The sequence below is a fragment of the Amycolatopsis keratiniphila subsp. keratiniphila genome (genome assembly GCF_001620365.2).
GTDB classification, from domain to species: domain Bacteria; phylum Actinomycetota; class Actinomycetes; order Mycobacteriales; family Pseudonocardiaceae; genus Amycolatopsis; species Amycolatopsis keratiniphila.
Window position 1 is genome coordinate 52,172 of the sequence record NZ_LQMT02000029.1, and the last position, 23,144, is coordinate 75,315.

A 23,144-nucleotide genomic window follows, 5' to 3' on the forward strand; every position below is an offset into this window, starting at 1 on the left:
GTCACCTGGCATGGCGCAACGGAAAGCGGTGGCCGCGATCGTCGGTCCCGGAAACATCGGCACCGACCTGCTCGCGAAGCTGAGGCGCAGCGAGCACGTCGAGGTGCGGTACATGGTCGGCGTGGACCCGGAGTCGGACGGGCTGGCGAAGGCCGCGGAGCTGGGGTTGGAGACCTCCGCCGGCGGTGTCGACTGGCTGCTGTCGCGGGACGAGCTGCCGGACCTGGTCTTCGAGGCGACTTCGGCGAAGGCGCATCTGGCGAACGCGCCGCGCTACGCCACCGCCGGGATCCGCGCGATCGACCTGACCCCGGCCGCGGTCGGCCCGTTCACCTGCCCCGCGGTTGGCCTGCCCGAACGGCTCGACGTGCCCAACGTCAACCTCATCACCTGCGGCGGCCAGGCCACGATCCCGATCGTGCACGCGGTCTCGCGGGTGACGCCGGTGCCCTACGCCGAGATCGTCGCGTCCGTCTCGTCGCGTTCGGCCGGGCCGGGCACGCGCGCGAACATCGACGAGTTCACCGCGACGACGGCGCGCGGGATCGAACTCGTCGGGGGAGCGAGCCGCGGCAAGGCGATCATCATCATCAACCCGGTCGAACCGCCGATGATCATGCGCGACACCGTGTTCTGCGCGATCGACCCGGACGCGGACTTCGACGCGGTGAGCGAATCCATCCACCGGATGGTCGAAACCGTCCAGGGATACGTGCCGGGCTACACGCTGAAAGCGGATCCGCAGTACGACCCGCCCCGGCCTGGCTGGAGCGGGCAGGCACGGGTCGCGGTGTTCCTGGAGGTCGCCGGGAACGGGGACTTCCTGCCGAAATACGCCGGGAATCTCGACATCATGACGGCCGCGGCCGCCCGTGTCGGTGACCTCCTGGCCACTCAGGAGGTGGCGGCATGAGCTGGGACGACGTGAGCCGTGAGGTCCGGATCGTCGACACGAGCCTGCGCGACGGCAGCCATGCGATGGCGCACCAGTTCACCGAGAAGAACGTGCGCGACACCGTCCGGGCGCTGGATGACGCCGGGGTCTCGCTGATCGAGGTCAGCCACGGCGACGGGCTCGGCGGCTCGACGTTCAACTACGGGTTTTCCCTTGTGGACGAACGGAAGCTGATCGAGGCGGCGGTCGACGAGGCACGGCACGCGAAGATCGCGGTGCTGCTGCTGCCGGGTCTCGGCACGGTCGGCGACCTGCGGGTGGCCGCGGACCTCGGCGCCGGCGCGGTCCGGATCGCGACCCACTGCACCGAGGCCGACGTCTCCGTCCAGCACTTCGGCGCGGCGCGCGAGCTCGGGCTGGAGACGGTCGGTTTCCTGATGCTGTCCCATATGTCCACGCCCGAGGCGCTGGCGAAACAGGGCCGGATCATGGTCGACGCCGGCTGCCAGTGCGTGTACGTCGTCGACTCCGCCGGGGCGCTGATCCTGGAGGACGCGAGCGAACGCGTCGCCGCGCTGGTCGCCGAATTCGGGGACGAGGCGCAGGTCGGCTACCACGGGCATCAGAACCTGAGCTTCGGCGTCGCGAACTCGGTGCTCGCCTACCGGGCGGGCGCGCGGCAGATCGACGGCTCGCTCGTGGCACTCGGCGCGGGCGCCGGCAACTCGCCGACCGAGGTCCTCGCTGCCACCTTCGAGCGGCTCGGGATCCGCACGGGCGTCGACAAGGACGTGCTGATGGACGCGGCCGAGAACGTCGTGAAGCCCTACATCACCCGGCTGCCGGTGATGGACCGGTCGTCGATCGTGCAGGGTTTCGCCGGGGTGTACTCGAGTTTCCTCCTGCACGCCGAACGTGCCGCGGAACGTTACGACGTCCCGGCGCACGAGATCCTCTACCGCGTCGGCGCCGCGAAGTACGTGGGCGGGCAGGAGGACATGATCATCGACATCGCCCTGCAGCTGGTCGCCGAACGCGGTCAGGGTTGACGGTCGGCGCCGAGCACGAGGCGGACGCAATGCTCGATCAGGCGCTCGCGGCTCACCTTGAGCGAGCCGTCGAGGTAGGCGATGAACACGTTGCTCAGCGCGCCCACCAGTCCGATCGAGGTCATCTGCCGCTCGGCCGCGTCACCGTGCGACAGCTGTCCGCTGACCAGCTCGGCGAAGGAGGGGAGGAGCGCGATCCCGCGCGTCGTCAGCGCGGGATCGGTGATCGGCGCGAGCAGGAGCACCCGGCCCTTGCGCGGGTCGTCGAGCATCAACTCGACGAACGCGCGGACGGCGGCCTTCGCCCGTTCGGCGGGTTCGGCGGTGTCGCTGACCGCGTCGACCAGCGCCTGCCGGGCCTGCTCGCCGATGTGCTCGTAGACCGCGACGACCAGTTCTTCGCGGTCGGCGAAGCTCTCGTAGAAGTACCGCTCCGTCAGCTTGGCGTGGCGGCACACCGCGCGGACGCTCACCCCCGCACTGCCCTGGGTGCCGAGCAGGTCGAGGCCCGCGTCGACGAGCTGTCCCCGCCTCGCGGCCTTGCGGTCGTCCAGGGTCGTGCCTGCCCAGCTGCGGCCGGCCATGATCGGCTCCTCTTGTTGACTACGGCCGTTGTCAACTTTAACCTGACAACAGTTGTGGTCAATTTAACCAGCTCATTGAGGAGACCGGGGATGACGCAGCCGCGGCCGCTGGGACCGGATTCGCTGACCTGGAAGTACTTCGGCGACTGGCGCGGGCTGCTCATCGCGCTCTGGGCCGGATCCATGCAGAACATGCACCCCGAGCTGGGCGCGGGCGTCGAAGAGCACTCGCGGTTCTTCGAGGAGCGCTGGCAGCGGCTGTTCCGCTCGCTCTACCCGATCGGGGGAGTGATCTACGACGGCCCGCGGGCGCGGCAGACCGCGCTGGAGGTGCGGGGTTACCACGATCGGATCAAGGGCGTCGACAAACACGGGCGGCGCTATCACGCGCTCAACCCGGACACGTTCTACTGGGCGCATTCGACGTTCTTCGTGAGCGCGATCCTCATCGCCGACAACTTCTGCGGCGGCATCGGCGAGGCCGAGAAGCGGAAACTCTTCGAAGAGCACGTGCAGTGGTACGAGATGTACGGGATGAGCATGCGCCCGGTGCCGGAGTCGTGGGAGGACTTCCAGCTGTACTGGAAGCGCATGTGCGAGGACGTGCTGGAGGACAACAAGGCCACGCGCGACGTCCTCGAGATCGGGGACATAGCCAAACCGCATTTCCTGACCTGGCTGCCGGATTTCGCGTGGAACCTCGTGCGCGGGCACGTGGCGCGGAACTTCGTCTGGCTGACGATCGGCCTGTACGACCCGCCGATCCGCGAGCGGCTCGGCTACACGTGGACCGAACGCGACGAGCGACGGCACCGCCGGGTGGGGAAGCTGATCAACGCGGCGTTCAAGCTGGTCCCGCGCGATCGCCGCTACCACCCGCGGGCCAGGGCGGGCTGGCGCCGCGAGCGTGGCGAACTGGCCCCGGACGCGCCGTTGGTCGAGACTCCCGCGAGGAACCTCCCGCCGCTTTCGGAGCGGGGCAAACCCGAGCACTACTCACCGAACGTCTGACGAGGAGCCTCGATGAAGCTTGGTTACCACCTCGGTTACTGGTCCTCCGGCCCACCGGAGGGCGCGCTGGACGCGATCCTGCGGGCCGAAGAACTCGGCTTCGATTCGGTGTGGACCGCCGAGGGTTACGGCTCGGACGCGTTCACCCCGCTCGCCTGGTGGGGCGCGTCGACCAGCCGGATCAAGCTCGGCACCGACATCGTCCAGATGTCGGCGCGTACCCCGACCGCGACGGCGATGCACGCGCTGACGCTGGACCATCTGTCGGGCGGGCGGTTCGTGCTCGGGCTCGGCGCGTCCGGGCCGCAGGTGGTCGAAGGCTGGTACGGGCAGCCGTATCCGAAACCGCTCGCGCGCACCCGCGAGTACGTCGACATCGTGCGGAAGGTCGTCGCGCGTGAGGCGCCGGTGACGCATGACGGGCGGCATTTCCAGTTGCCGCTGCAGGGTGGCACCGGGCTCGGCAAGCCGCTGAAGTCCACAGTGCACCCGTTCCGCAAGGAGATCCCGATCTTCCTCGCCGCGGAGGGACCGAAGAACGTGGCGCTGTCGGCGGAGATCTGCGACGGCTGGCTCCCGTTGTTCTTCTCGCCCAAGAGCGACGCCTTCTACCGGACAGCGTTGCAGGAAGGCTTCTCGCGCCCCGGTGCCCGGCATGGTTTCGACGATTTCGAGGTCGCCGCGTCCGTCCCGGTGCTCGTCCACGACGACGTCGAAGAGGCCGCGAGCTGGATCAAACCGTCGCTCGCGCTCTACATCGGCGGTATGGGCGCGAAATCGGTCAACTTCCACCACGACGTCTTCGCCCGGATGGGGTATGAGGACGTCGCCGACAAGGTCCAGGAGCTGTACCTGGCCGGGCGCAAGGACGAGGCGACCGCCGCGATCCCGACATCGCTGGTGGAGGACACGTCGCTGATCGGGCCGGCGGAGAAGATCCGCGACGAACTGGCGGTGTGGGAGGAGACCGTGGTGACCACGTTGCTGCTGCGGGGGGATGCGGCGACGCTCACGAAGGTGGCCGAGACCCGCGGGTAGCCCGCTCCCAGCATGCATTTAGTCCTCTGGATGCGACAGGTTGTGTGGAGGATTTGGGGCGTTCGGTGTCCGGAATCCTCCCCGCTCGGCTGCGACCTTGATCAACGGAGGATCAGGGACGTCGAGTGTCCCCACTGCTCCGTTGATCAAGATTCGAGACGCGAGCGTCCCCTTGACGATGTGACTCGAGTGTGGAGGATTTGGGACGTTGAATCTGGATCCACCGGTGTGGTTGTGGGTTGGTCTTGGTGATGGTTGTTGATCTTGTGTTTGGTTGGTGGGCGGGGTGGTTCGCCGGCCGTCGCATCCGGTGTGTCCACTGTGGTCTGGTTGTGGGAGCGGGGGTCAGGTTGTTCGGTGTGTTGCGGTGAAGAGGGTTTGGTAGGCGGTTTGCCAGGGCCAGTTCGCTGGTAGTCGCAGGGTGATGCGGCGGGCGGTGCGGGTGATGCGGGCGGGGATGGCGATCAGGTGCCGGCGCAGGGTTGCGGTGCGGGCTTTGGCGTGGAATCCGCTGGTGAGGCAGCCTGTGGCGCGGAGCAGGTTGTGGGTGAGGCAGGCCAGGATGAGCCAGGCGTGGTTGGCGGGGAAGCGGCCGGAGGGGAAGTGCGCGAGGGCTGCGGCGTTGAGGTCGGCGAAGACCTGTTCGATGATCGCGTGTTTGCGGTGATAGTCGTCGGCGGTGTGCAGGTCGAAGCCGGTGTCGGTGAACACGGCGTGGTAGTTCCAGGTGCGGAACAACTCGCCCTGGGCGTCGGCTTTGAACCGTGGGGTGCGGCGGACCAGCAGCCGGGCGGTGACCTGGCGGCCGGGGTTCTGGGTGGTGTTGGTGAACGCGGTCAGGGTGGTTTCGGCGATCTCGGCGTGGGTGATCAACTCGCCGGTTTCGGGGTCGGGGATCGGGTGCCGGTAGGCGATCTCGTCCCACTGATCCTCGTCGATCCGGTCGATCACAGCCTGGGTGGCGACGTTTTTCTGGGCGGTGACCGAGAACCAGGCGCCCGCCTTGCGGATCGCGGTGATGATCGGGCCGGTGAAGAACGCCGAATCCGCGCGGACCACGACCGTCCCGGTCGCGCCGGCCCGGCGGGCGAGACCGATCGCCTCGGTGATCATCGACGCCGCCCCGCGGCGGGAATCAGCGTTCCCGCCGCGCAGCCGGGCGGTCAGGACCACCGGCGCGCAGACCGGGCTGGAGAGGGTCGCGACCAGGTGGTTCAGGCCGCGGACGCCGTTATAGGCGAACCCGCTGCCCTGTTTGCCGTGACCGTAGGTTTCCTTGATCTTGGAATCGATGTCGATGAACGCCAGCTGCTCGACCCCGGCCAGCAGCGACGGCACCCGCCCGGCCAGCCGGACCAGAGCCTCGGCCACGGCCGAGGCGAGCTGACCGACGTGGCCATGGGTGAACCCGCGCAACCACGACCCACACGTCGAGGGCGCGCGGAGACCGGTGAACAACCGGCGCATCCCACCATGCCGGATCACGTCCAGGTCCTCGATCGAGTCCGCCCCGGCGACCATGCCCGCCACCACCGAGAGTGCTTTCGCGTCCGTGTTCGCCCCGACCGGAATCCCCAGGTCAACCCGCTGTTCGATCAGCCCGCCCAGGCCGATGTCCTCGGCCAGCCGCAGCACCGGCACCAGCCCCGCGCACGACACCAGACCCGCATCATCGAACCTCACCGACACCGAACCGGCGGTATGAGAAGATCGCATCCAGCAGATGCCCTCTCGCTAGGTGGATTTGTTCCGTCGCAAGAACAATCATCCCAAGCCAGAGGGCATTTGCGTACCCGGACACACCCCAACACCCACACCACACCGGTGGATCCAGGTTGAACGTCCCAAATCCTCCACACTCGACCGTCGTGGAACATCCTTTGTGGACATGCTGAGCAGTGTGTGAGGCGCCCGCCTTTCGTGGGGTTGCGGCAGTGAGGCCCATCACGTAGCGTCCCGGCCACGAACGTGAAGTCGGTTCATGTTCGTGGCCGGGAGGTGCGACTCATGACGGTGAGCCGGAGGCGGGTTCTCGCGGGTGCGGCGGCGTTGCCCGTCGCGGCGAGCGTGCTCGGCGCCCAGCAGGCGCAAGCGGCGCCGACGAAGGGTTTCCGCGTCGGCGTCGGCCTTTCCGACGTCACCGGCCCGGCGGCCGAGAACGGCATGATGGGCTACTCGATGCCGCAGCAGCAGACCGCCGGCATCCACCTCCGCACCCGGGCGCGGGCGTTCGTGGTCGACGACGGCACCAAGCGGATCGCCTTCGTCACCGCCGACCTCGGCGCGCTGTTCCAGTCCGTCCATCAAGGCGTGCTTCGCAAGCTCCAGGCCGCGTACGGCGACCTGTACACCGAGCAGAACGTGCTGCTCAACGCCACGCACACCCACTCCGCGTGCGGCGGGGATTCCCATTACGCCGCTTACGATCTGGCGATCCTCGGCTTCCAACAGCAGGTGTACGACGCGCACGTCGACGGGATCTTCGAGGCCATCGGCCGCGCGCACGCGAACCTCGCGCCCGGGTCGATCCGGCTCGGCCGCGCCGAGCTCACCAAGGCGAGTGTCAACCGTTCCCGCAAGGCCTTCGACCTGAACCCGCAGGCCGACAAGGACCACTTCCCGCAGGCGATCGACCCGGCCGTCACGGTGCTGCGATTCAGTCAGAACGGCGTCGACGTCGGCGCGATCAGCTGGTTCGCCACGCACGGGACGTCGATGAGCAACGGCAACCACCTGATCAGCGGCGACAACAAGGGTTACGCCGCCTACGAGTGGGAGCACGACCACGCCGGCGTGCGTTACCTCGACGGGAACCCGCGGTTCGTCGCCGCCTTCCCGCAGACCAACACCGGCGACATGAGCCCGAATCTCAACCTCGAACCCGGCACGCCCGAAACCGAGTTCGAGAACACCCGCACCATCGGGGATCTCCAGTTCCGTGCGGCGAAGAGCGCCTTCGACACCGCCGCCGAGGCCGTGACGGGCGGCGTCGACCACCGGATGTGCTACGTGGACATGTCCGACGTGACCGTCGACGCGAAGTACACCCCGAACGGGCGGCCGCAGCGCACCTGCACCGCCGCGATCGGCGTCTCGATGCTGGCGGGCAGCCGCGAGGACGGCCCCGGCCTGCCGCTGCCGGAAGGGGTCAAGAACCCGTTCATCGACTGGCTCGGCGGCATCGACGCGCCAATCCCGCAGGCACTCGCCGACGCGCACGCGCCGAAGGTGATCGCGGTGCCGTTCGGCGCGATGAAGCCGTATCCGTGGACGCCGGAGGTCCTGCCGCTGCAGCTCGTCCGGATCGGGCAGCTGCACCTCGTGGCCGTGCCCGCCGAACTGACCATCGTCGCCGGGCTGCGCCTGCGCCGGACCGTCGCCGCCGAACTCGGTGTCCCGCTGGAGAACGTGCTCATCCAGGGCTACGCCAACGCCTACAGCCAGTACGTCACCACGCCGGAGGAGTACGACTCGCAGCAGTACGAAGGCGCGTCGACCCTCTACGGCCGCTACACGCTTCCGGCGTACCAGCAGGAATTCGCGAAACTCGCGGCGGCGATGAAGGCGGGGACAGCGGTCCCGCACGGCCCGACGCCGCGCGATCTGCGCGGCAAGCTGATCAACTTCCAGCCCGGCGTCGTCTTCGACAGCCCGCCCGCGTTCAAGAGCTTCGGTGACGTCCTGACCGACGCGAAGAGCACCTACGCGCGCGGCGAGCAGGTCGTCGTCGAGTTCGTCACCGGGCATCCGAAGAACGACCTGCGGCGCGGCGGCACCTTCCTGGAGATCCAACGGCTGGTCGACGGCAAATGGGTCCGCCACGCCGACGACGGTGACTGGGACACGAAGTACCACTGGGCGCGGACGTTCGTCGCCGAATCGAAAGCCGTCGTCCACTGGAAGATCCCCGCGAACGCCCCGATCGGCAAGTATCGCGTGGTCCACTTCGGCAACTGGAAGAACGGCTGGAACGGGGCGATCTCCGCGTTCAGCGGGACTTCGCGGACGTTCGTCGTTTCCTGACACCGAAAGGGTCTTTCGTGCGGAAGCTCGCCGTACTCGCCATCGCCGCCGCCCTGTTCGCCGGAACCGCCCTGCCCGCCCAAGCGGCGGTCTCGGTGAAGGTCATGGCGTTCAACATCTGGCAGCTGCCCTGGATCGCCAGTCCGAACACTTCGGACAAACAGGCCAGGGCTCGCGCGGCGGAGGACGTCATCCGTGCGCAGGACGCCGACGTCGTCGTCCTGGACGAGGCGTTCAGCGCCCAGGCGGAGGAACTGCGAAACCGGCTGAAGGACGTCTGGCCGCATCAGACCCCGCTCGTCGGCCAGTACTGCTCCACGTCGCCGGGCTGGACCACGGTGAACGGCAACTGCTCGAATTCCCCGATCGTGGTCAACGGCGGGGTCACCGTGCTGAGCAAGGCACCGGTGACCGAACAGCACCAGCTGGTCTTCCGCAATTCCTACTCCGGTACCGCGGACTATCTGTCGAACAAGGGTGCCGCGCTCGCCCGTCTGGTCGTCGCCGGGAAGCCGGTCTGGATCGCGGGCACCCACATGCAGGCCGACGAGGGGCCGGAGACGCTGCCGAAGGCGCACGACGTCCGGATGGCGCAGCTCGGCGAAATCCGTGACCTGGTCACGAAATACGCCCCCGCCCGCGAGCCGGTCGTCATCGCGGGCGACCTGAACATCGAGTACTGGGCGGGACAAGCGCGCAAGGATTCCCTCGGCCGGACCCAGGTCCAGCAGGGTGAGGCCTTCCTCGACGGTGTTCTCCGCACGACGGGCGAAGGCGCGTACACCTTCGACGCGGCGACGAACCCGAACGCGGCGAAGTCCGTTCCGGCGACCTACCGCGACTCGCTGGACTACGTCGGGGCCGTACGCGCGGGCGGCCGTCCACTCGCCGCTGTCGGCCCGGTACAGCTCGTGCATTACGACGGTGGCACGATTCCCTCCGACCACTACCCGGTGGTGGCCAAGATCCAATACTGAGGCCTTCATCGGGAGAACCGCCTCGAGGAGGATCATGGCAGCCCTGCCAGCACGGACGAGGTACCGCTACTCGCTCGGCTCGTTCGTCACCGGCCCCTTCGGCACGGTTCCCGGCCTGCTCCTCCTGAAGTACCTCACCGACACGATGGGCGTCGCCGCGGGCGTCGCCGGCGCGATCGTGTTCATTCCCAAGGCATGGGATGTGCTGTTCAACCCCATCGCGGGGAGGCTGTCGGACGCGGACATGGTCCGCACCGGCAGCCGCCGCCGGTTCCTGCTCTTCGGCGGTATCGGCGTGTCGATCCTCTTCGCGGCCCTGTTCGCCCACCCCGGCTTCGGCGGCCCGGTGCCCGACGCGATCTACGTCGTCGTCGTGTTCCTGTTGTGCGCCACCGCGTACGCGTTCTTCCAGGTGCCGTTCAACGCGTTGCCCGCCGAACTGACCGACAACGCCGACGAACGCACGAAGCTGACCAGCATCCGGATCGGCTTCCTCGCGGTCGCCATCCTGATCTGCGGCGGCGGGGCCCCGGCGATCACCGAACTCGTCGGCGGCGTCACCGGTTACCGCGTCATGGGCGTGTTCATCGCCGTGATCATCCTGCTGGCGACCCTCGGCGTGTACTTCGGGCTGAAGGACGCGCCGGTCGGCGCGCTGCGGCCGAACACGGTGAGCCCGCGTGAACTGCTCCGGACACTCGCGCAGTGGCGGCCGTTCCGCTGGCTGCTCGGCGTCTACTTCGTCCAGGCGCTCGGTATCGGCACGGTGCTGGCCGCGATCCCGTTCTTCGCCGAGCGGATCCTCGGCAGTTCCGGCTACGCCACGGTCCTGTTCGTCGGTTTCGTCGGTCCGGCGCTGCTGACGATGCCGTTGTGGCCCAAGCTCGGGGCGAGTGTCGGGAAGCTCGTCGGGTTCCGGCTCGCCACCGCCGCGTTCGGCGTCGGTCTGTTCGGGCTTCTCGGCGCGAAGGTGTTCCCGTTCCCCGTCACGATGGTGTTCGTCGCCTTCTGCGGCGTCGGCTACGCGGGGATCTCGGTGTTCCCGCTGGCGATCCTGCCGGATCTGATCAGCGACGAAGAGGAGCGGACCGGGGAGACCAGGGCCGGGGTGGCGGCCGGGGTCTGGACCGCGTCCGAAACGCTGGGACTGGCGCTCGGCCCGGGGATCTGGGGACTGGTGCTGCAGTTCGGCGGCTACCAGTCCAGCCTCGCGCCGGGTGCCGCGCAACCGGACAGCGCGCTGACGGCGATCCTGCTCGGCGCGTCGATCCTCCCGGCGGTGCTGATCCTGTTCGGTATCCCGCTGCTGCGCAGGTCGGTCCTGGAGCGCCGGTCGTGACCGCCGAGGACATCCTGAAGGAGCTTCGGGAACTTCGGGCGGGGGACCTGCCGACCCACGGCGGCCGGACGCTCGCGTACGTCTACGACAGCGGTCTGTCCGAAGTGGACGAACTCGGCTCCGCCGCGCACGCGCTGGCCTCGTCGGCCAACGGGCTCGATCCGACGGCTTTCCCGAGCCTGCTGCGGATGGAGAACGACCTCGTCGGCACCGCCGCGCGGCTGCTGGGCGGTACGGCGGAGACGGTCGGTTCCGTGACCTCGGGCGGTACGGAGTCGTGCATGCTCGCCGTCCTGGCCGCTCGCGACGCGCGTCCGGACGTGGCTACGCCGAACATCGTGCTGCCCACGACCGCGCACGCCGCGTTCCACAAAGCGGCGCATTTCTTCGGCGTGCACGTGGTCGCGGTGCCGGTCGATCCGGTGAGCTTCCGCGCCGTCCCCGAGGCGATGGCAGCCGCGGTCGACGAGAGCACGGTGCTCGTCGTCGCGAGCGCGCCGTCGTACGCGCACGGCGTCCTCGACCCGATCCCGGAGATCGCCGCGTTGCTGGACGGCGTCCGGTTCCACGTCGACGCCTGCATCGGCGGCTGGGTGCTGCCGTACCTGGGGCTCGGCCCGTTCGGCTTCGACGTTCCCGGTGTCACCAGTGTCTCGGTGGACCTCCACAAGTACGCGTACTGCCCGAAAGGCGTGTCGGTCCTGCTGCACGCCGACGCCGGGCTGCGCCGTTCGCAGTACTTCGCCAGCGCGGACTGGCCCGGCTACACGATGCTGAACACCACGCTGCAGAGCACGCGCTCCGGCGGACCGCTCGCCGCCGCGTGGGCCGTCGTGCGTCATGTCGGCGAAGAGGGTTACCGGAAGCTGGCTTCCGCGGCGCGCGAGGCGGCCGTGGAGCTCCGTGCCGGGATCGGGGCGCTGGACAGGTTGCGGGTCCTCGGCGATCCGGTGTCGACCCTGCTCGCGTTCACCGTGGCGGATGACGCCGGATTCGACCTGTTCACCGTCGCGGACGAGATGCGCGAGCGTGGTTGGTACGTCCAGCCGCAGTTCGCCCACGAGTCGTCGCCCGCGAACCTGCACCTGACCGTGACGGCCGCCAACCGGGGGAGCGAGAAGGACTTCCTGGCCGATCTCGCTGGTTCGGTCGCGGCCGCCCGGGAAGCGGGACCGATCGTCGTCGATCCGCAGGTGGCCGAGTTCGTCGCCGCGCTGGATCCCGCGACGCTGACGCCGGAGCAGTTCGCCGGACTGCTGGCGGCGGCGGGTCTGGGCGGCGGCGCGGGATTGCCCACCCGGATGGCGGAGATCAACGCCCTGCTGGCCACGGCGCCCGGTCCGCTGCGGGAGCGGCTGCTGCTCGAGTTCCTCGGCGCGCTGTACACGGCCGCCTGACCCCCCCCTTGACGCAATCAGTCGGTTGCTATACAAAGTTATAGCAACCGATTGATTGCTACTTGAGGAGGCTGTCGTGGGATTCCCCGACCGGATCGAACGCACCGTCGAGATCGCCCACCCGCCCGCGAAGGTCTGGGCCGCGCTGACCACGGCCGAGGGTCTGGGCACCTGGTTCGGCAACCAGGCCAGCATCGACCTGCGGCCCGGCGGCGACGCCGAGATGAAATGGGACGAGGGGCACAAGGCGACCATGCGCGTCGAGCGCGTGGAAGAGCCCGAGATCTTCGGCTTCACCTGGAACATCTACGGTCTGCCCGACGACGACCCTCGCCGTACCTACGTCGAGTTCACCCTCGCCCCGAACGGCGGAGGCACGCGGCTCACCGTCGTCGAGACCGGTTTTTCCCAGCTGCCGGACGACGTCCACCAGGTCGCGTTCGACGGGAACACGAAGGGGTGGGCGGCCGAGCTGGACGAACTGATCGAATACCTCGATGCCGCCTGACATCGAAGCGATCGCCGAACAGGTCTTCGTCGCCTTGGCCGACCCGAGCAGGCGGAGCATCCTCGCCACGCTCGCCTCGGGCGGTCCGGCCACGGCGACCGACCTGGCCGAACGCCTGCCGATCACTCGGCAGGCCATCGCCAAGCACCTCGCACTGCTCACCGACGCCGGCCTGGTGACCCCGGAACAAGGGGAGCGGCGCCGCGTCCGCTACCGGCTGCACTCGGCGCCGATGCAGGTCGCCCAGCAGTTCCTCGCCGCGCTCGCCCGCGATTGGGACGGGCCGCTCGCGGCTCTGAAAGACCATTTGGAGGGTTCAGCATGAGCTTCACGACGAGCTTCACCGTGGACCGGACGCCGCGGCAGGTCTACGACGCCTTCACCGACGTCCGCCGGTGGTGGTCGGAAGAGATCGAGTACACCGGCGACGAGTTCGAGTACCACTACGAGGAGGTTCACCGCTGCCGGATCCGGATCACCGAGTCCGTGCCGGGCCGCAAGGTCTCCTGGCTGGTCCTCGAGAACCACTTCGACTTCACCCGCGACGACACCGAATGGGTCGGCACCACGATCACCTTCGAGATCGAGGAGAAGGACGGCAAGACCGAAGCGCGCTTCACCCATCACGGGCTCGTCCCGGAGTACGAATGCTTCGACGTCTGCCACAAGGCGTGGACCTTCTACGTCGGCACCAGCCTGCGGGACCTGATCACCACCGGCGAGGGGCAGCCGAACCGGCAGAGCGTGCTGCCCGCGGAGCTGGCGCGATGAACACCGTGTCCGCGGCCGAATGGGAGGAAGCGCGCCTTCGGTTGCTGGTGAAGGAAAAGGAGCTGACCCGTGCTCGCGACGCGCTCGCGGCCGAGCGGCGGCGGATGCCGTGGCTCGCGATCGAGAAGCCGTACGAGTTCGAAGGACCGTCCGGGACGGTGAACCTGCTCGACCTGTTCGAGGGACGCCGTCAGCTGATCGTCTACCGGGCCTTCTTCGATCCCGGCGTGGAGGGCTTCCCCGACCACGCCTGCAAAGGCTGCTCGCTGGTCGCCGACCAGGTCGCGCACGTCGCGCATCTGAACGCCCGCGACACCACGCTGGCCTTCGCCTCGCGAGGCACGCAGCCGGACATCGCGCGGCTGAAGACGCGGATGGGCTGGACGATGCCGTGGTACACGATAACCAGTGACTTCGACGTCGATTTCGGCGTGGACGAGTGGCACGGGACCAATGCCTTCATCCGCGAGGGTGATCAGGTGTTCCGGACGTACTTCGTCAACGATCGCGGCGACGAGACGATGGGCAGCACCTGGAGCTACCTCGACATCACCGCGCTGGGGCGGCAGGAGGAGTGGGAGGACTCGCCCGAGGGCTACCCGCAGACGCCGCCATACGAATGGTGGAACTGGCACGACGCCTACGAGGAACCCGCGTCGTCCGGTGGCGGGTGCTGCTCGGGGTCGTGAGCCTGGGCTAGGGTCCGGCCGGTGGAGAGTCTGTTTCTGACCCGGGTGCTGGACGCGCTTCGATCGGGTGGCGACGAGGTGCTGTTCGTCCAGGACGGCGTGGAGACCGGCTACGGGCAGGCGCTCGAACTCGTACGCCGGATGTACGCGGGACTGCCCGAGGGCGGGGTGGTCGCCATCGACGCCGGCAACCGGCCCGAAACGGTCCTCCTGCAGATTGCCGCCCAGCTGCGGGGTTCGACGGTCCTCCTCGTCGCCGCGTCGGCGAGTGCGCCGGATCGCCTCGCCGCGGTCGAGGCGGCAGGGGTCACGACCCTGGTGGCCGAGCACGCGGCGGACTGGCCCGACGGCGACGCGAGGGTGACCTCGCTCGACGAACTGGTGGACCAAGACGGTACCGACCCGGCGGAAGTGCCGGGGTCGGTCGCCGTCGTGTTCCCCACCGGTGGCACCACCGGAACGCCCAAACTCATCCGGCACAGCGGGATCTACGACGGGATGGCCCATATCTTCGCGCCGGATCCGGCGGGGCCGGGCCGCACCCTGCTGATCGCGCCGATGACGCATATGACCGGCAACGCCACCGTGCTGGGCGCGATCCTGCGGCGGGAAAGCGTGGTGCTGCTGCGGGGTTTCGACGCGGGCGCCGTACTGGAGGCGATCGCGGAACACCGGATCACCTCGTTGTCCCTCACCCCCGCGCGGCTGGCGGCGGTGCTCGACCATCCGGCCATGACGTCGACCGACGTCGGCAGTGTGCGGCAGCTTTCCCTGGGTGCCGCCCCGCTTCCGCCGCGGCGGCTGGCCCAGGCACTCGACGTGTTCGGGCCGGTGGTCGGGCAGGGATACGGGCTCACCGAGGCGCCGATGATCGCGAGCATTTCCGCGGCGGAACTCGACGGGCGGCCGGAGCGGCTCGAGTCCGTCGGCCGGATCGTCCCCGGTATGGAGGCCCGGATCGACGACGGCGAGGTCCTGGTCCGCGGACTGTCCATGATGGACGGCTACCACGGTTCGGCGCCGATCGGGGACGGCTGGCTGCGGACCGGCGATCTCGGGCGGTTCGACGACGAGGGCTATCTCTACCTGCTGGACCGGGCGAACGACGTCATCATCACCGGCGAGCACGGCACCAAGGTGTACTCGACCGTGGTCGAGAACGCGCTCGCGCGGCATCCGCTGATCCGTTCCGTTGCCGTGTTCGGTGTGCCGGGCGACGACGGCGAGGGCGAACGGGTCCACGCCGTGGTGGTCGCCTCGGGAGAGCTGTCGGCCGAGGAAGTCCGGGCCCACGCCAGGGAGTTCTTCGGGCGGGAGCATTTCGTACCGTCCGATGTGGACTTCACCGGCGCGCTGCCGCTGACGGCCATCGGCAAGATCGACAAGCGGGCGCTCCGGGCACCGTTCTGGGCCGGGCACCGCCGCCGTATCGCGTGAGCCGGGGGAACTCGGTCGGGTGAGAGCGCTGCTGGGCTCGTATGCCGGTGCTACCGTCCGCCTGATCAGGCATTTCCGCACAGGAAGGACCCGGTGATGACCGCCGCACACATCGAACACGCCGGCCACACGCACGTTCACGGCGAAGGATGCGGCCATGTCGCCGTACCCCACGGAGACCACGTCGACTACGTGCACGACGGGCATCTGCACCGCGCCCACGACGGACACTTCGACGAGTGCGAGACCGGCGATCACGTCCCGCACCAGGGTCACGACCACGCCCACGGCGAGGGCTGCGGCCATGTCGCGGTGCCGCACGGCGATCACGTCGACTACCTGCACGACGGCCACCGCCACGCCGCGCACGGGGACCACTACGACGACCACTGACCTCGTCCGCTCGTGCCCAAGTACATGAAGGCCTCCTTCCTTGCGCTAGACGCAAGGAAGGGGGCCTTCATGTACTTGCCGCAGGCTAGTCAGTGGACGTGTACCGCTTCCCACTCCGGAAACGGATCCGAACCCGCCGGACCGCCCGCCAGACAGGCCTGAAGCGAGTCCAGCAGCGCGTCCTTCTCCAGCCCCACACCGATGAACACGAGTTCCTGCCGCGGTGCCTCCTCGACCCCCTGTGGCTCGAACCGGGCGACCGAACCGGCCTGCGACCACAGCCCGGTCACCCCCGGCCGCGACGCCAGCGAGAAGAACCCCTTCGACCGCAGGACCGTCCCGAACTCCCCGGTGTCGAGCCGCCCGACGAAGTCCCACAACCGTTCCGGATCGAAGGCGAGCGAGGCACGGAACACGACACTGGAGATCCCGTACTCCTCCGTCTCCGGCACGTGGTCACCGTTGAGTTCCGCCACCCACCCGGGTGCTTCCTGTGCCCGCTCGACGTCGTAGCGTCCGGTGCCGAGCACCCGGTCGAGCGGGACGCGGCCGTGGGTCGCGACGACGACCTCGGCGGCCGGATTGAGCCGTCGCAACACCGCCGTCAGCCGGTCTAGGGAGAGAGCCGGGACGAGGTCCGCCTTGTTCAGCAGGAGGACGTCCGCGAACTCGATCTGGTCCATCAGCAGGTCGCTGACCGTCCGCTCGTCCCCCTCGTACTGGTCCAGCCCGCGTTCGGTCAGGCCGTCCCCGGCGGCCAGTTCCCGCTCGAAGTTCACCGCGTCGACCACGGTCACCATCGTGTCGAGCCGCGCGGAGTCCAGGAACGAGAACGTCGCCGCCACCGGCATCGGCTCGGAGATCCCGCTCGATTCGATGAGCAGGTAGTCGAACCGCCCGTCCTCGCACAGCCGCGAGACCTCCTCCAGGAGGTCGTCGCGCAAGGTGCAGCAGATGCAGCCGTTGGTCATCTCGACCAGCCGTTCCTCGGTGCGGGACAGGCTGTTCCCGTCCCGCACCAGCGCGGCGTCGATGTTGACCTCGCTCATGTCGTTCACGATCACCGCCACCCGCAGCCCGTCGCGGTTGGCGAGGACGTGGTTGAGCACGGTCGTCTTGCCGGCGCCGAGGAACCCGGACAGCACCGTGACCGGCGTCGTCACTTCCCACCTTCGTGGAAATGCCTCATCAGCTTGCGCGGCACGAGTTTCGTCTCGCCGTTCACCTTGATCGGCACCAGATCCGGCACGGCCGCCTTCCACTGCGAGCGACGGGACCGGGTGTTGCTACGCGACATCTTCCGCTTCGGGACGGCCATTACTTCGACCCTCCGCGACGGCCGTAGCGGCGGTGGAACTTCTCGACCTGCCCGGCGCTGTCCATGATCCGCTGATTGCCGGTCCAGAACGGATGCGACCACGAGCTGATCTCGACGTTCACCAGCGGGTAGGTGTTGCCGTCGGTCCACTCGATGGTCTGCTCCGAGGTGGCTGTGGAGCGGGTCAGGAAGGCGTCCCCGGTGGAGAGATCCTTGAACACCACAGGGTGGTAGTCGGGGTGGATTCCCGGTTTCACTGCGTTTCGTCCTTTCGGTTCGACGCGTTCACGTCGTGTTTCTCGGGGTCGGTTTCCGTGTCCTCACACGGTTCTTCGTGCCACTCGCCGAACGGATCCGGGTAGCGGAGCCATTCCTGCTCACCGGCGGCGAGTTCCTCCTCGGTCAGCAACGCCCCGTTCAGCGCGGCTTCGATCTCGTCGGGAGTGGCCTGATCGGTGACGACGACCAGTTCCTGCGCGCGGTCGCCGAACAGCGGGTCCCAGCGCAGGGACGCGAGGGTGCGTCGTTCGGGGGAGACGGCGGCCCAGTCCGGGCCGTCCGGCGCGGCGAGCCACGGCCCGGCGTGCCCGACGCCGAGCCCGCCGCCCGCGGATTCGATCCACAGCGCCATGTCGGGCTGGCTCGCCACCCAGAGCCGTCCCCGGGTGCGGACGACGCCGTCGAGCAGGACGTCGATCGCGTCGTGGAGGCGCTCCGGGTGGAACGGGCGTTGCGAGGTGAAGGTGAGCAGCCCGATCCCGCAGTCGGTGTGCAACGGCGGCTGGCCGCGCAGCAACGGTCCGTGCATGTCGGTGACCTCGCCGCGCCGGGCGTCGGCGGGGACGGCGTCGAGCACGGTCTTTCCGCCCACTGAGGACAGTTCGACGCGGGGGATCGACGGCGCGACCCGGTCGAGCACGGCCGAGGCCTTCGCCGCGGACCAGGCGTCGGTCGCCGCTCCGGCGAGGACGAGCAGGTCGGCGAACTCGACCTGGGACAGCGCGACCTGCGCGACGGTGCGCTCGTCCTCGGGGCTGGCGAGCAGGTTCCGTTCGGCCAGCGTGTCGTCGCCGGTGCTGTCGGCCAGCCAGCCCGCGCAGTCGACGACCGTCAGCACGGCCCGCAGGTCGACGTCCTCGATCACCGGCCGCTCGCCGACGAGGACGTTGTGCAGCGCCCAGCTGACCGGTTCGGGCTCCATCGCCTCGTCGAGCCGCACCACGATCCGCCGCACCTGCGGCATCTGGGAGAGCTTGCGCAGCAAGGGCAACAGGTCTTCGCGCAGGGTGCACGAGACGCAGCCGTGCGCCAGTTCGAGCACCGTCAGCTGGTCGCGGTCGCCGAGCCGGATGCGCCGTCGGACCACTCCGGAGTGAATCTGCCTCAGGTCGTGATGCACGACGGCGGTGCCGGGTTCGGCGAGGCGCAGCCGCTCGGCGAGGTCGGCGTTCGGTCCCGGTGCGAGGCCACTGATCAGGACGAGGGGCACGCGGGGGTTGTCGGTCACTGAAGCTCCGGGGCGTCGAGGGCGTTCTGGTTCGGCTGTGTAGAGTAAATGAAAACGACAACCGATATCAACTTGGGAGGGTATATGTCCGCCGTGTGCCAGGTCACCGGCCGCAAACCGGGTTACGGGAAGCAGGTGTCGCATTCGCATCGGCGCACGTCCCGGCGCTGGGAGCCGAACCTGCAGGCCAAGCGGTACTTCGTGCCGAGCGAAGGGCGCTGGGTCCGGCTGCGGGTCTCGGTGAAGGGAATGAAGACCATCGACAAGCGGGGCATCGAAGCCGTCGTGGCCGAGCTCCGCGCGAAAGGGGTGAAGCTCTGATGGCCAAGAGCACCGACATCCGGCCGATCATCAAGCTCCGCTCGACCGCCGGCACCGGCTACACCTACGTCACCAAGAAGAACCGCCGGAACGACCCGGACCGCATGGTGCTGCGCAAATACGACCCGATCGCGCGCAAGCACGTCGAGTTCAAGGAGGAGCGCTGATGGCCAAGAAGTCGAAGATCGCCAAGAACGAGCAGCGCAAGGTCGTCGCCGCCCGCTACGTCGAACGGCGTCGTGAGCTGAAGGCCACCATCGCCTCGCCCTCCGCGTCGCCGGAGGAGAAGGCGGCCGCCGTGTCGGCCCTGCAGGCGATGCCGCGGGACGCCAGCGCGACCCGGATCCGCAATCGCGACGCCGCCGACGGCCGCCCTCGTGGCTACCTGCGGAAGTTCGGGCTCTCGCGGGTCCGGATGCGGCAGATGGCGCACAACGGCGAACTGCCCGGCGTCACGAAGTCGAGCTGGTGAGCGCGATGGGCAAGCCGAACCGCGACCGTCCGTACAAGCGCAAGACGAACCTGTTGCACGCCAACAAGATCACCGAGGTCGACTGGAAGGACGCCGACCTGCTGCGGAAGTTCATCTCAGACCGCGGCAAGATCCGTGCCCGCCGGGTCACCGGGCTGACGCCCCAGCAGCAGAAACAGGTCGCCACGGCGATCAAGAACGCCCGCGAGATGGCGTTGCTGCCGTACCCCAACGCGGGGCGCTGACACCGCCGGTCCGGGTGGTGCGACGCACCGCCCGGACCGCGGCCTTGTGAAAGAATCGGCCCCATGACGGAGAACCCCGGACAGGCCGAGGAATTCGATCCCGAACTGCTGGAGTTGTGGGCCAAGGTGTTCGGCTTCGCCCGCTCGGGTGCGACGGCCGAACTCGCCGCGTACGTCGACGCGGGGATCTCGCCGAACCTGACCAACGACCGGGGCGACACGCTGGTCATGCTCGCCGCCTACCACGGTCACGCGGAGACCGTCGCGGCGCTGATCGAACGCGGCGCCGACCCGAACCGCGAGAACGACCGGGGCCAGAGCCCGCTCGCCGGGGCGGTCTTCAAGAACGAGCCCGAGGTCGTGAAGGCGCTCCTCAAGGGCGGCGCGGACGCGACGGCGGGGGAGCCCTCGGCGATCGACGCGGCCAGGATGTTCGGCAACACCGAGCTGCTGGCTCTGCTCGAGCGCTGAGGCGGTTCTCACTCGGATCGCGGTCCGGGGCGCTGAATCCTTACACTGCCCCGCATGGATGACCCGCATTACCTCTCCGGCCTCGACCTGGCCGGCCGTCGTGTCGTGATGATCGGTGGCGGGACGGTCGCCCAGCGCCGCCTGCCCCGGCTGATCAGTGCCGGCGCGCGGGTCGAACTGGTCTCGCCGCACACCACGCCGTCGGTGAGCGCCATGGCCGACGCCGGCGAGATCGTCTGGCACGAACGCCGCTACACCGAGGGCGACCTCACCGACGCCTGGTACGCGCTGGCGTGCACGAACGACCCCGAGGTCAACGCCGCCGTCTGCGCCGAGGCGGAACGCGCGCGGGTGTTCTGTGTCCGCGCCGACGACGGCGATCTCGGCAGCGCGGTCACCCCGGCGTCCGGCAGGCACGGCGGGCTCCTGGTCGGCGTGCTCTCCGGCGGCGAGCCGCTGCGGTCGGCCACCGTCCGGGACAGCGTCCTCGACGGCCTCCGGGCGGGCACCGTCGCCGACGGCCGGATGCCGGACGCCCACGACGACCTCCCCGGCGTCGCCCTCGTGGGCGGTGGCCCCGGCGACCCGGAACTGATCACCGTCCGCGGCCGCCGTCTCCTCGCCAGGGCCGACGTCGTCGTCGCCGACCGGCTGGCCCCGCGCGAACTGCTCGACGAACTCGCGCCCCATGTCGAGATCGTCGACGCCGCGAAGATCCCGTACGGCCGTGCCGCCAGCCAGGACGTGATCAACTCCACCCTCATCGAACGGGCCAAGGCCGGGAAGTTCGTCGTGCGGCTCAAGGGCGGCGACCCGTACCTGTTCGGCCGCGGCTTCGAAGAAGTCCTCGCCTGCGCCGAAGCGGGCATCCCGGTGACGATGGTCCCGGGCATCACGAGCGCGTTCTCCGTCCCCGCCGCGGCGGACGTCCCGGTGACCCACCGCGGTGTCGCGCACGAGGTCGTCGTGGTGTCCGGTCACGTCGCGCCGGACGACGAGAAGTCGCTGGTGGACTGGGATCAGCTGGCGAAGATGCGCGGCACGATCGTGCTGATGATGGGGGTCGAGCGGCTTCCGCTGTTCGCCAAGGCGCTCCAGGCGGGGCGGCCGGGTGACACGCCGGTGGCGATCATCGAGGACGGCACCATGCGCACACAGCGGGTTCTCCGCTCCACTTTGGACAAGGTGGTCGAGGACGCGGCGACGGCCGGGGTGCGGCCGCCCGCTGTGATCGTCTTCGGCCCGGTAGCGGGGCTGGCTCAGCCTTCGTAGCCGGGGTCCGAGACGAAGAACCAGTCGGTGCCGTCGTCGCCCGGGGTGTCGAGGTGCTCCGCGCGGACCAGCCCGGCCCGCAGCGCCACCCGCTGCGACGCGACGTTCTCCGGCCGGACGCGGGCGATCACGAGGTCGTCCGGCCGGTGGGCGCGGGCCCAGCCCACCGCAGCGGTGGCGGCCTCGCCGGCGTACCCGGAACCCCAGGAAGCGGGGAACAGGCGGTAGAAGAGATTCAGCACCGGGCGGCGCCGGAAGCCGACGATCTTGATTCCGCAGAACCCCAGCGGCTCCGCCGAGTCGTGCCGACGGATCGTCCAGTACCCGAAGCCGTACCGGTTCCACTGGTGCGACCAGCGGAGCAACAGCAGTTCCGCTTCCTTGCGTGTCTCCAGCAGATCCGAAGGGTTGTGCGCGCAGGCCTCCGGATCGGTGTGGAGGGCGAAGATCGCGTCGAGGTCTCCGGGATCCGGGCGGCGTAAGAGCAGCCGCCCGGTCCGCAGTTCTTCCGCGCCCGCGTCCCGGGTCGGCGCCGGCTCAACGGTCATGGCAGCGCGCGGAGAAGTCGGCGATGGTGTCGGTCAGGCGGGTGGGGTCGAAGCGCAACTCGACCGGGCTGCGGGCCTGGACGAACTCGGCCGCCGGCATGTCCGCGGCCAGGGTGTCCGCGTCGCCGAAGGGGTGGATCGGATCGCGCTCGTGCCCGATGACCAGCGCCGGGGTCTCGATCCTGCACCGGATCGACTTGGGCGGCGCGATCCGGCCGAAGAGCACGCCGTGCAGGAGCGCGGCCATCGGCGCGGGCTGCTGGGACAGCGTGTCGGTGACGACGTCGACCCACTGGTTGCCGTGCGGCACGAGTTTCGCCGCCAGCGCCACGCCCTGCACGGTCACCGGCAGGAACCGGGCGGCCATGAGCAGGGGCGCGAACGTGATCAGCCCGGCGACGATCGCGTTGTCCAGCACGGGCATCTCGACGACCAGGCCGAGCGCGCGCTCCGGCGCGGCGACGCCGACTTCGAGCGCGACGTTGGCGCCCAGCGACGTCCCTCCGATGACGGCGGCGTCGATCTCCAGGTGGTCGAGCAGCGCGACGGTCTGCTCGGCGAACGCGGGCATCGAGTAGAGCCAGGAGTCCGTGGGCCGGTCCGAATCGCCGTGCCCGAGCAGGTCGAGGGTCACCGCCCGGAAACCGGCGCGGGCCAGCCTGCGGGCGAGCGGCGCGTGCATCCGCCGCGTCAGCATGATGCCGTGGGTGAGCACGACCACCCGGTCGCCGGAGCCGAACTCGGTGTAGGCGAGCCGGTGACCCTCATGGGTGAAGGATCCCGACAGTTCGATCGGCCGGGAGGATCGTTCCCGTCGCCGTCCGGGGGCCGGCGCGGGCAGGTCGGCGACCGCGGTGGCGCTGCTGGCCGGGCTCATAT

Annotated in this window: 28 protein-coding genes; 20 read left to right on the forward strand and 8 right to left on the reverse strand. The window is 69.1% G+C overall.

Annotated features, from left to right (window positions below; translation table 11 throughout):
• The first annotated feature begins 10 nt into the window (after positions 1-10).
• Both AVR91_RS27780 and dmpG read left to right on the forward strand, forming a co-directional pair.
• Positions 11-913, forward strand: a complete 903-nt coding sequence (locus AVR91_RS27780; protein ID WP_063273523.1) for an acetaldehyde dehydrogenase (acetylating) — start codon at positions 11-13, stop codon at positions 911-913.
• Positions 910-1,944, forward strand: a complete 1,035-nt coding sequence (dmpG, locus tag AVR91_RS27785; protein WP_016334040.1) for a 4-hydroxy-2-oxovalerate aldolase — start codon at positions 910-912, stop codon at positions 1,942-1,944. Before AVR91_RS27780 ends, dmpG begins: the two co-directional genes overlap by 4 nt.
• On the opposite strand, the gene AVR91_RS27790 is transcribed toward dmpG, so the two are convergent.
• The gene (locus AVR91_RS27790; RefSeq protein ID WP_063273524.1) at positions 1,935-2,528 is read right to left on the reverse strand and encodes a TetR/AcrR family transcriptional regulator; all 594 of its coding nucleotides are present in this window, start codon (positions 2,526-2,528) and stop codon (positions 1,935-1,937) included. The two genes, dmpG and AVR91_RS27790, sit on opposite strands and share 10 nt — an antisense overlap.
• Positions 2,529-2,618: 90 nt before the next feature.
• Between AVR91_RS27790 and AVR91_RS27795 the strand changes: the two genes are divergently transcribed.
• Both AVR91_RS27795 and AVR91_RS27800 read left to right on the forward strand, forming a co-directional pair.
• Complete coding sequence (locus AVR91_RS27795; protein ID WP_063273525.1) at positions 2,619-3,539, forward strand: oxygenase MpaB family protein; 921 nt, start codon at positions 2,619-2,621, stop codon at positions 3,537-3,539.
• A gap of 12 nt (positions 3,540-3,551) precedes the next feature.
• On the forward strand, positions 3,552-4,577 hold the full coding sequence (locus AVR91_RS27800; protein WP_063273526.1) for an LLM class F420-dependent oxidoreductase: 1,026 nt from the start codon (positions 3,552-3,554) through the stop codon (positions 4,575-4,577).
• Between the two features lie 345 nt (positions 4,578-4,922).
• Here AVR91_RS27800 and AVR91_RS27805 read toward each other — a convergent pair whose 3' ends face one another.
• Positions 4,923-6,260: an IS1380 family transposase gene (locus AVR91_RS27805; protein ID WP_323807898.1), complete on the reverse strand. Its 1,338-nt coding sequence runs from the start codon at positions 6,258-6,260 to the stop codon at positions 4,923-4,925.
• Positions 6,261-6,584: 324 nt separating this feature from the next.
• On the opposite strand from AVR91_RS27805, the gene AVR91_RS27810 reads away from it, so the two are divergent.
• The 10 genes from AVR91_RS27810 to AVR91_RS27855 all read left to right on the forward strand — a co-directional run bounded on the left by AVR91_RS27810 (position 6,585) and on the right by AVR91_RS27855 (position 16,111).
• Positions 6,585-8,600 carry a neutral/alkaline ceramidase gene (locus tag AVR91_RS27810; protein WP_063273528.1) on the forward strand — a complete coding sequence of 672 codons (2,016 nt, stop codon included), beginning with the start codon at positions 6,585-6,587 and terminating at the stop codon, positions 8,598-8,600.
• Between the two features lie 17 nt (positions 8,601-8,617).
• Complete coding sequence (locus AVR91_RS27815) at positions 8,618-9,577, forward strand: sphingomyelin phosphodiesterase (RefSeq protein WP_063273529.1); 960 nt, start codon at positions 8,618-8,620, stop codon at positions 9,575-9,577.
• 34 nt (positions 9,578-9,611) lie between these two features.
• The gene (locus tag AVR91_RS27820; protein WP_016334046.1) at positions 9,612-10,916 is read left to right on the forward strand and encodes an MFS transporter; all 1,305 of its coding nucleotides are present in this window, start codon (positions 9,612-9,614) and stop codon (positions 10,914-10,916) included.
• Complete coding sequence (locus AVR91_RS27825; RefSeq protein WP_063273530.1) at positions 10,913-12,313, forward strand: pyridoxal phosphate-dependent decarboxylase family protein; 1,401 nt, start codon at positions 10,913-10,915, stop codon at positions 12,311-12,313. Before AVR91_RS27820 ends, AVR91_RS27825 begins: the two co-directional genes overlap by 4 nt.
• A 76-nt stretch (positions 12,314-12,389) precedes the next feature.
• Positions 12,390-12,821, forward strand: a complete 432-nt coding sequence (locus tag AVR91_RS27830; RefSeq protein ID WP_063273531.1) for an SRPBCC domain-containing protein — start codon at positions 12,390-12,392, stop codon at positions 12,819-12,821.
• A complete protein-coding gene (locus AVR91_RS27835) occupies positions 12,811-13,146 on the forward strand; it encodes an ArsR/SmtB family transcription factor (protein ID WP_016334049.1) in 336 nt (111 codons plus the stop codon). The genes AVR91_RS27830 and AVR91_RS27835 overlap by 11 nt, the downstream gene beginning before the upstream one ends.
• Positions 13,143-13,592, forward strand: coding sequence for an SRPBCC family protein (locus tag AVR91_RS27840; RefSeq protein ID WP_063273532.1), 450 nt, complete (start codon positions 13,143-13,145; stop codon positions 13,590-13,592). The genes AVR91_RS27835 and AVR91_RS27840 overlap by 4 nt, the downstream gene beginning before the upstream one ends.
• The gene (locus AVR91_RS27845; protein ID WP_063273533.1) at positions 13,589-14,281 is read left to right on the forward strand and encodes a DUF899 domain-containing protein; all 693 of its coding nucleotides are present in this window, start codon (positions 13,589-13,591) and stop codon (positions 14,279-14,281) included. Before AVR91_RS27840 ends, AVR91_RS27845 begins: the two co-directional genes overlap by 4 nt.
• Before the next feature lie 21 nt (positions 14,282-14,302).
• On the forward strand, positions 14,303-15,718 hold the full coding sequence (locus AVR91_RS27850; protein ID WP_063273534.1) for a class I adenylate-forming enzyme family protein: 1,416 nt from the start codon (positions 14,303-14,305) through the stop codon (positions 15,716-15,718).
• 96 nt (positions 15,719-15,814) lie between these two features.
• Entirely contained in the window at positions 15,815-16,111 is a 297-nt protein-coding gene (locus AVR91_RS27855; protein WP_063273535.1) for a hypothetical protein, read from the forward strand.
• An 89-nt stretch (positions 16,112-16,200) separates the two neighbouring features.
• Here AVR91_RS27855 and AVR91_RS27860 read toward each other — a convergent pair whose 3' ends face one another.
• Genes AVR91_RS27860 through mrf form a run of 4 tightly spaced genes read right to left on the reverse strand, consistent with a single transcriptional unit; the run spans position 16,201 to position 18,936 of the window.
• Positions 16,201-17,274, reverse strand: a complete 1,074-nt coding sequence (locus AVR91_RS27860) for a GTP-binding protein (protein WP_063273536.1) — start codon at positions 17,272-17,274, stop codon at positions 16,201-16,203.
• Complete coding sequence (gene rpmF / locus AVR91_RS27865; RefSeq protein ID WP_063273537.1) at positions 17,271-17,429, reverse strand: 50S ribosomal protein L32; 159 nt, start codon at positions 17,427-17,429, stop codon at positions 17,271-17,273. The genes AVR91_RS27860 and rpmF overlap by 4 nt, the downstream gene beginning before the upstream one ends.
• Positions 17,429-17,686, reverse strand: a complete 258-nt coding sequence (locus AVR91_RS27870; RefSeq protein WP_016334055.1) for a type B 50S ribosomal protein L31 — start codon at positions 17,684-17,686, stop codon at positions 17,429-17,431. Before AVR91_RS27870 ends, rpmF begins: the two co-directional genes overlap by 1 nt.
• Positions 17,683-18,936, reverse strand: coding sequence for a ribosome hibernation factor-recruiting GTPase MRF (gene mrf, locus AVR91_RS27875; protein ID WP_063273538.1), 1,254 nt, complete (start codon positions 18,934-18,936; stop codon positions 17,683-17,685). Before mrf ends, AVR91_RS27870 begins: the two co-directional genes overlap by 4 nt.
• A gap of 84 nt (positions 18,937-19,020) precedes the next feature.
• Between mrf and rpmB the strand changes: the two genes are divergently transcribed.
• The 6 genes from rpmB (at position 19,021) to cobA (ending at position 21,717) form a co-directional block, all read left to right on the forward strand.
• Positions 19,021-19,257, forward strand: a complete 237-nt coding sequence (gene rpmB, locus AVR91_RS27880) for a 50S ribosomal protein L28 (RefSeq protein WP_005149951.1) — start codon at positions 19,021-19,023, stop codon at positions 19,255-19,257.
• Positions 19,257-19,424, forward strand: a complete 168-nt coding sequence (gene rpmG, locus AVR91_RS27885) for a 50S ribosomal protein L33 (RefSeq protein WP_016334057.1) — start codon at positions 19,257-19,259, stop codon at positions 19,422-19,424. Before rpmB ends, rpmG begins: the two co-directional genes overlap by 1 nt.
• Positions 19,424-19,729 carry a 30S ribosomal protein S14 gene (gene rpsN, locus AVR91_RS27890; RefSeq protein WP_016334058.1) on the forward strand — a complete coding sequence of 102 codons (306 nt, stop codon included), beginning with the start codon at positions 19,424-19,426 and terminating at the stop codon, positions 19,727-19,729. The genes rpmG and rpsN overlap by 1 nt, the downstream gene beginning before the upstream one ends.
• Positions 19,726-19,974: a 30S ribosomal protein S18 gene (gene rpsR / locus AVR91_RS27895; RefSeq protein ID WP_016334059.1), complete on the forward strand. Its 249-nt coding sequence runs from the start codon at positions 19,726-19,728 to the stop codon at positions 19,972-19,974. The genes rpsN and rpsR overlap by 4 nt, the downstream gene beginning before the upstream one ends.
• 63 nt (positions 19,975-20,037) lie before the next feature.
• Positions 20,038-20,445 carry an ankyrin repeat domain-containing protein gene (locus AVR91_RS27900; RefSeq protein ID WP_063273539.1) on the forward strand — a complete coding sequence of 136 codons (408 nt, stop codon included), beginning with the start codon at positions 20,038-20,040 and terminating at the stop codon, positions 20,443-20,445.
• A gap of 54 nt (positions 20,446-20,499) precedes the next feature.
• Complete coding sequence (gene cobA, locus AVR91_RS27905) at positions 20,500-21,717, forward strand: uroporphyrinogen-III C-methyltransferase (RefSeq protein WP_063273540.1); 1,218 nt, start codon at positions 20,500-20,502, stop codon at positions 21,715-21,717.
• Here the strand turns inward: cobA and AVR91_RS27910 are convergent.
• A complete protein-coding gene (locus tag AVR91_RS27910; protein ID WP_063273541.1) occupies positions 21,705-22,265 on the reverse strand; it encodes a GNAT family N-acetyltransferase in 561 nt (186 codons plus the stop codon). The genes cobA and AVR91_RS27910 overlap by 13 nt on opposite strands.
• Entirely contained in the window at positions 22,255-23,142 is an 888-nt protein-coding gene (locus AVR91_RS27915) for an alpha/beta fold hydrolase (protein WP_063273542.1), read from the reverse strand. The genes AVR91_RS27910 and AVR91_RS27915 overlap by 11 nt, the downstream gene beginning before the upstream one ends.
• Between the last annotated feature and the right edge of the window lie 2 nt (positions 23,143-23,144).

Excerpts from the sequence above, each read along its gene's own strand:
- AVR91_RS27780 (WP_063273523.1), top strand. The coding sequence starts at position 11 with ATGGCGCAACGGAAAGCGGTGGCCGCGATCGTCGGTCCCGGAAACATC.
- dmpG (WP_016334040.1), top strand. The coding sequence starts at position 910 with ATGAGCTGGGACGACGTGAGCCGTGAGGTCCGGATCGTCGACACGAGC.
- AVR91_RS27790 (WP_063273524.1), bottom strand. The coding sequence starts at position 2,528 with ATGGCCGGCCGCAGCTGGGCAGGCACGACCCTGGACGACCGCAAGGCC.
- AVR91_RS27795 (WP_063273525.1), top strand. The coding sequence starts at position 2,619 with ATGACGCAGCCGCGGCCGCTGGGACCGGATTCGCTGACCTGGAAGTAC.
- AVR91_RS27800 (WP_063273526.1), top strand. The coding sequence starts at position 3,552 with ATGAAGCTTGGTTACCACCTCGGTTACTGGTCCTCCGGCCCACCGGAG.
- AVR91_RS27810 (WP_063273528.1), top strand. The coding sequence starts at position 6,585 with ATGACGGTGAGCCGGAGGCGGGTTCTCGCGGGTGCGGCGGCGTTGCCC.
- AVR91_RS27820 (WP_016334046.1), top strand. The coding sequence starts at position 9,612 with ATGGCAGCCCTGCCAGCACGGACGAGGTACCGCTACTCGCTCGGCTCG.
- AVR91_RS27835 (WP_016334049.1), top strand. The coding sequence starts at position 12,811 with ATGCCGCCTGACATCGAAGCGATCGCCGAACAGGTCTTCGTCGCCTTG.
- AVR91_RS27840 (WP_063273532.1), top strand. The coding sequence starts at position 13,143 with ATGAGCTTCACGACGAGCTTCACCGTGGACCGGACGCCGCGGCAGGTC.
- AVR91_RS27845 (WP_063273533.1), top strand. The coding sequence starts at position 13,589 with ATGAACACCGTGTCCGCGGCCGAATGGGAGGAAGCGCGCCTTCGGTTG.
- AVR91_RS27855 (WP_063273535.1), top strand. The coding sequence starts at position 15,815 with ATGACCGCCGCACACATCGAACACGCCGGCCACACGCACGTTCACGGC.
- rpmF (WP_063273537.1), bottom strand. The coding sequence starts at position 17,429 with ATGGCCGTCCCGAAGCGGAAGATGTCGCGTAGCAACACCCGGTCCCGT.
- rpmB (WP_005149951.1), top strand. The coding sequence starts at position 19,021 with ATGTCCGCCGTGTGCCAGGTCACCGGCCGCAAACCGGGTTACGGGAAG.
- rpmG (WP_016334057.1), top strand. The coding sequence starts at position 19,257 with ATGGCCAAGAGCACCGACATCCGGCCGATCATCAAGCTCCGCTCGACC.
- rpsN (WP_016334058.1), top strand. The coding sequence starts at position 19,424 with ATGGCCAAGAAGTCGAAGATCGCCAAGAACGAGCAGCGCAAGGTCGTC.
- AVR91_RS27900 (WP_063273539.1), top strand. The coding sequence starts at position 20,038 with ATGACGGAGAACCCCGGACAGGCCGAGGAATTCGATCCCGAACTGCTG.
- cobA (WP_063273540.1), top strand. The coding sequence starts at position 20,500 with ATGGATGACCCGCATTACCTCTCCGGCCTCGACCTGGCCGGCCGTCGT.
- AVR91_RS27910 (WP_063273541.1), bottom strand. The coding sequence starts at position 22,265 with ATGACCGTTGAGCCGGCGCCGACCCGGGACGCGGGCGCGGAAGAACTG.
- AVR91_RS27915 (WP_063273542.1), bottom strand. The coding sequence starts at position 23,142 with ATGAGCCCGGCCAGCAGCGCCACCGCGGTCGCCGACCTGCCCGCGCCG.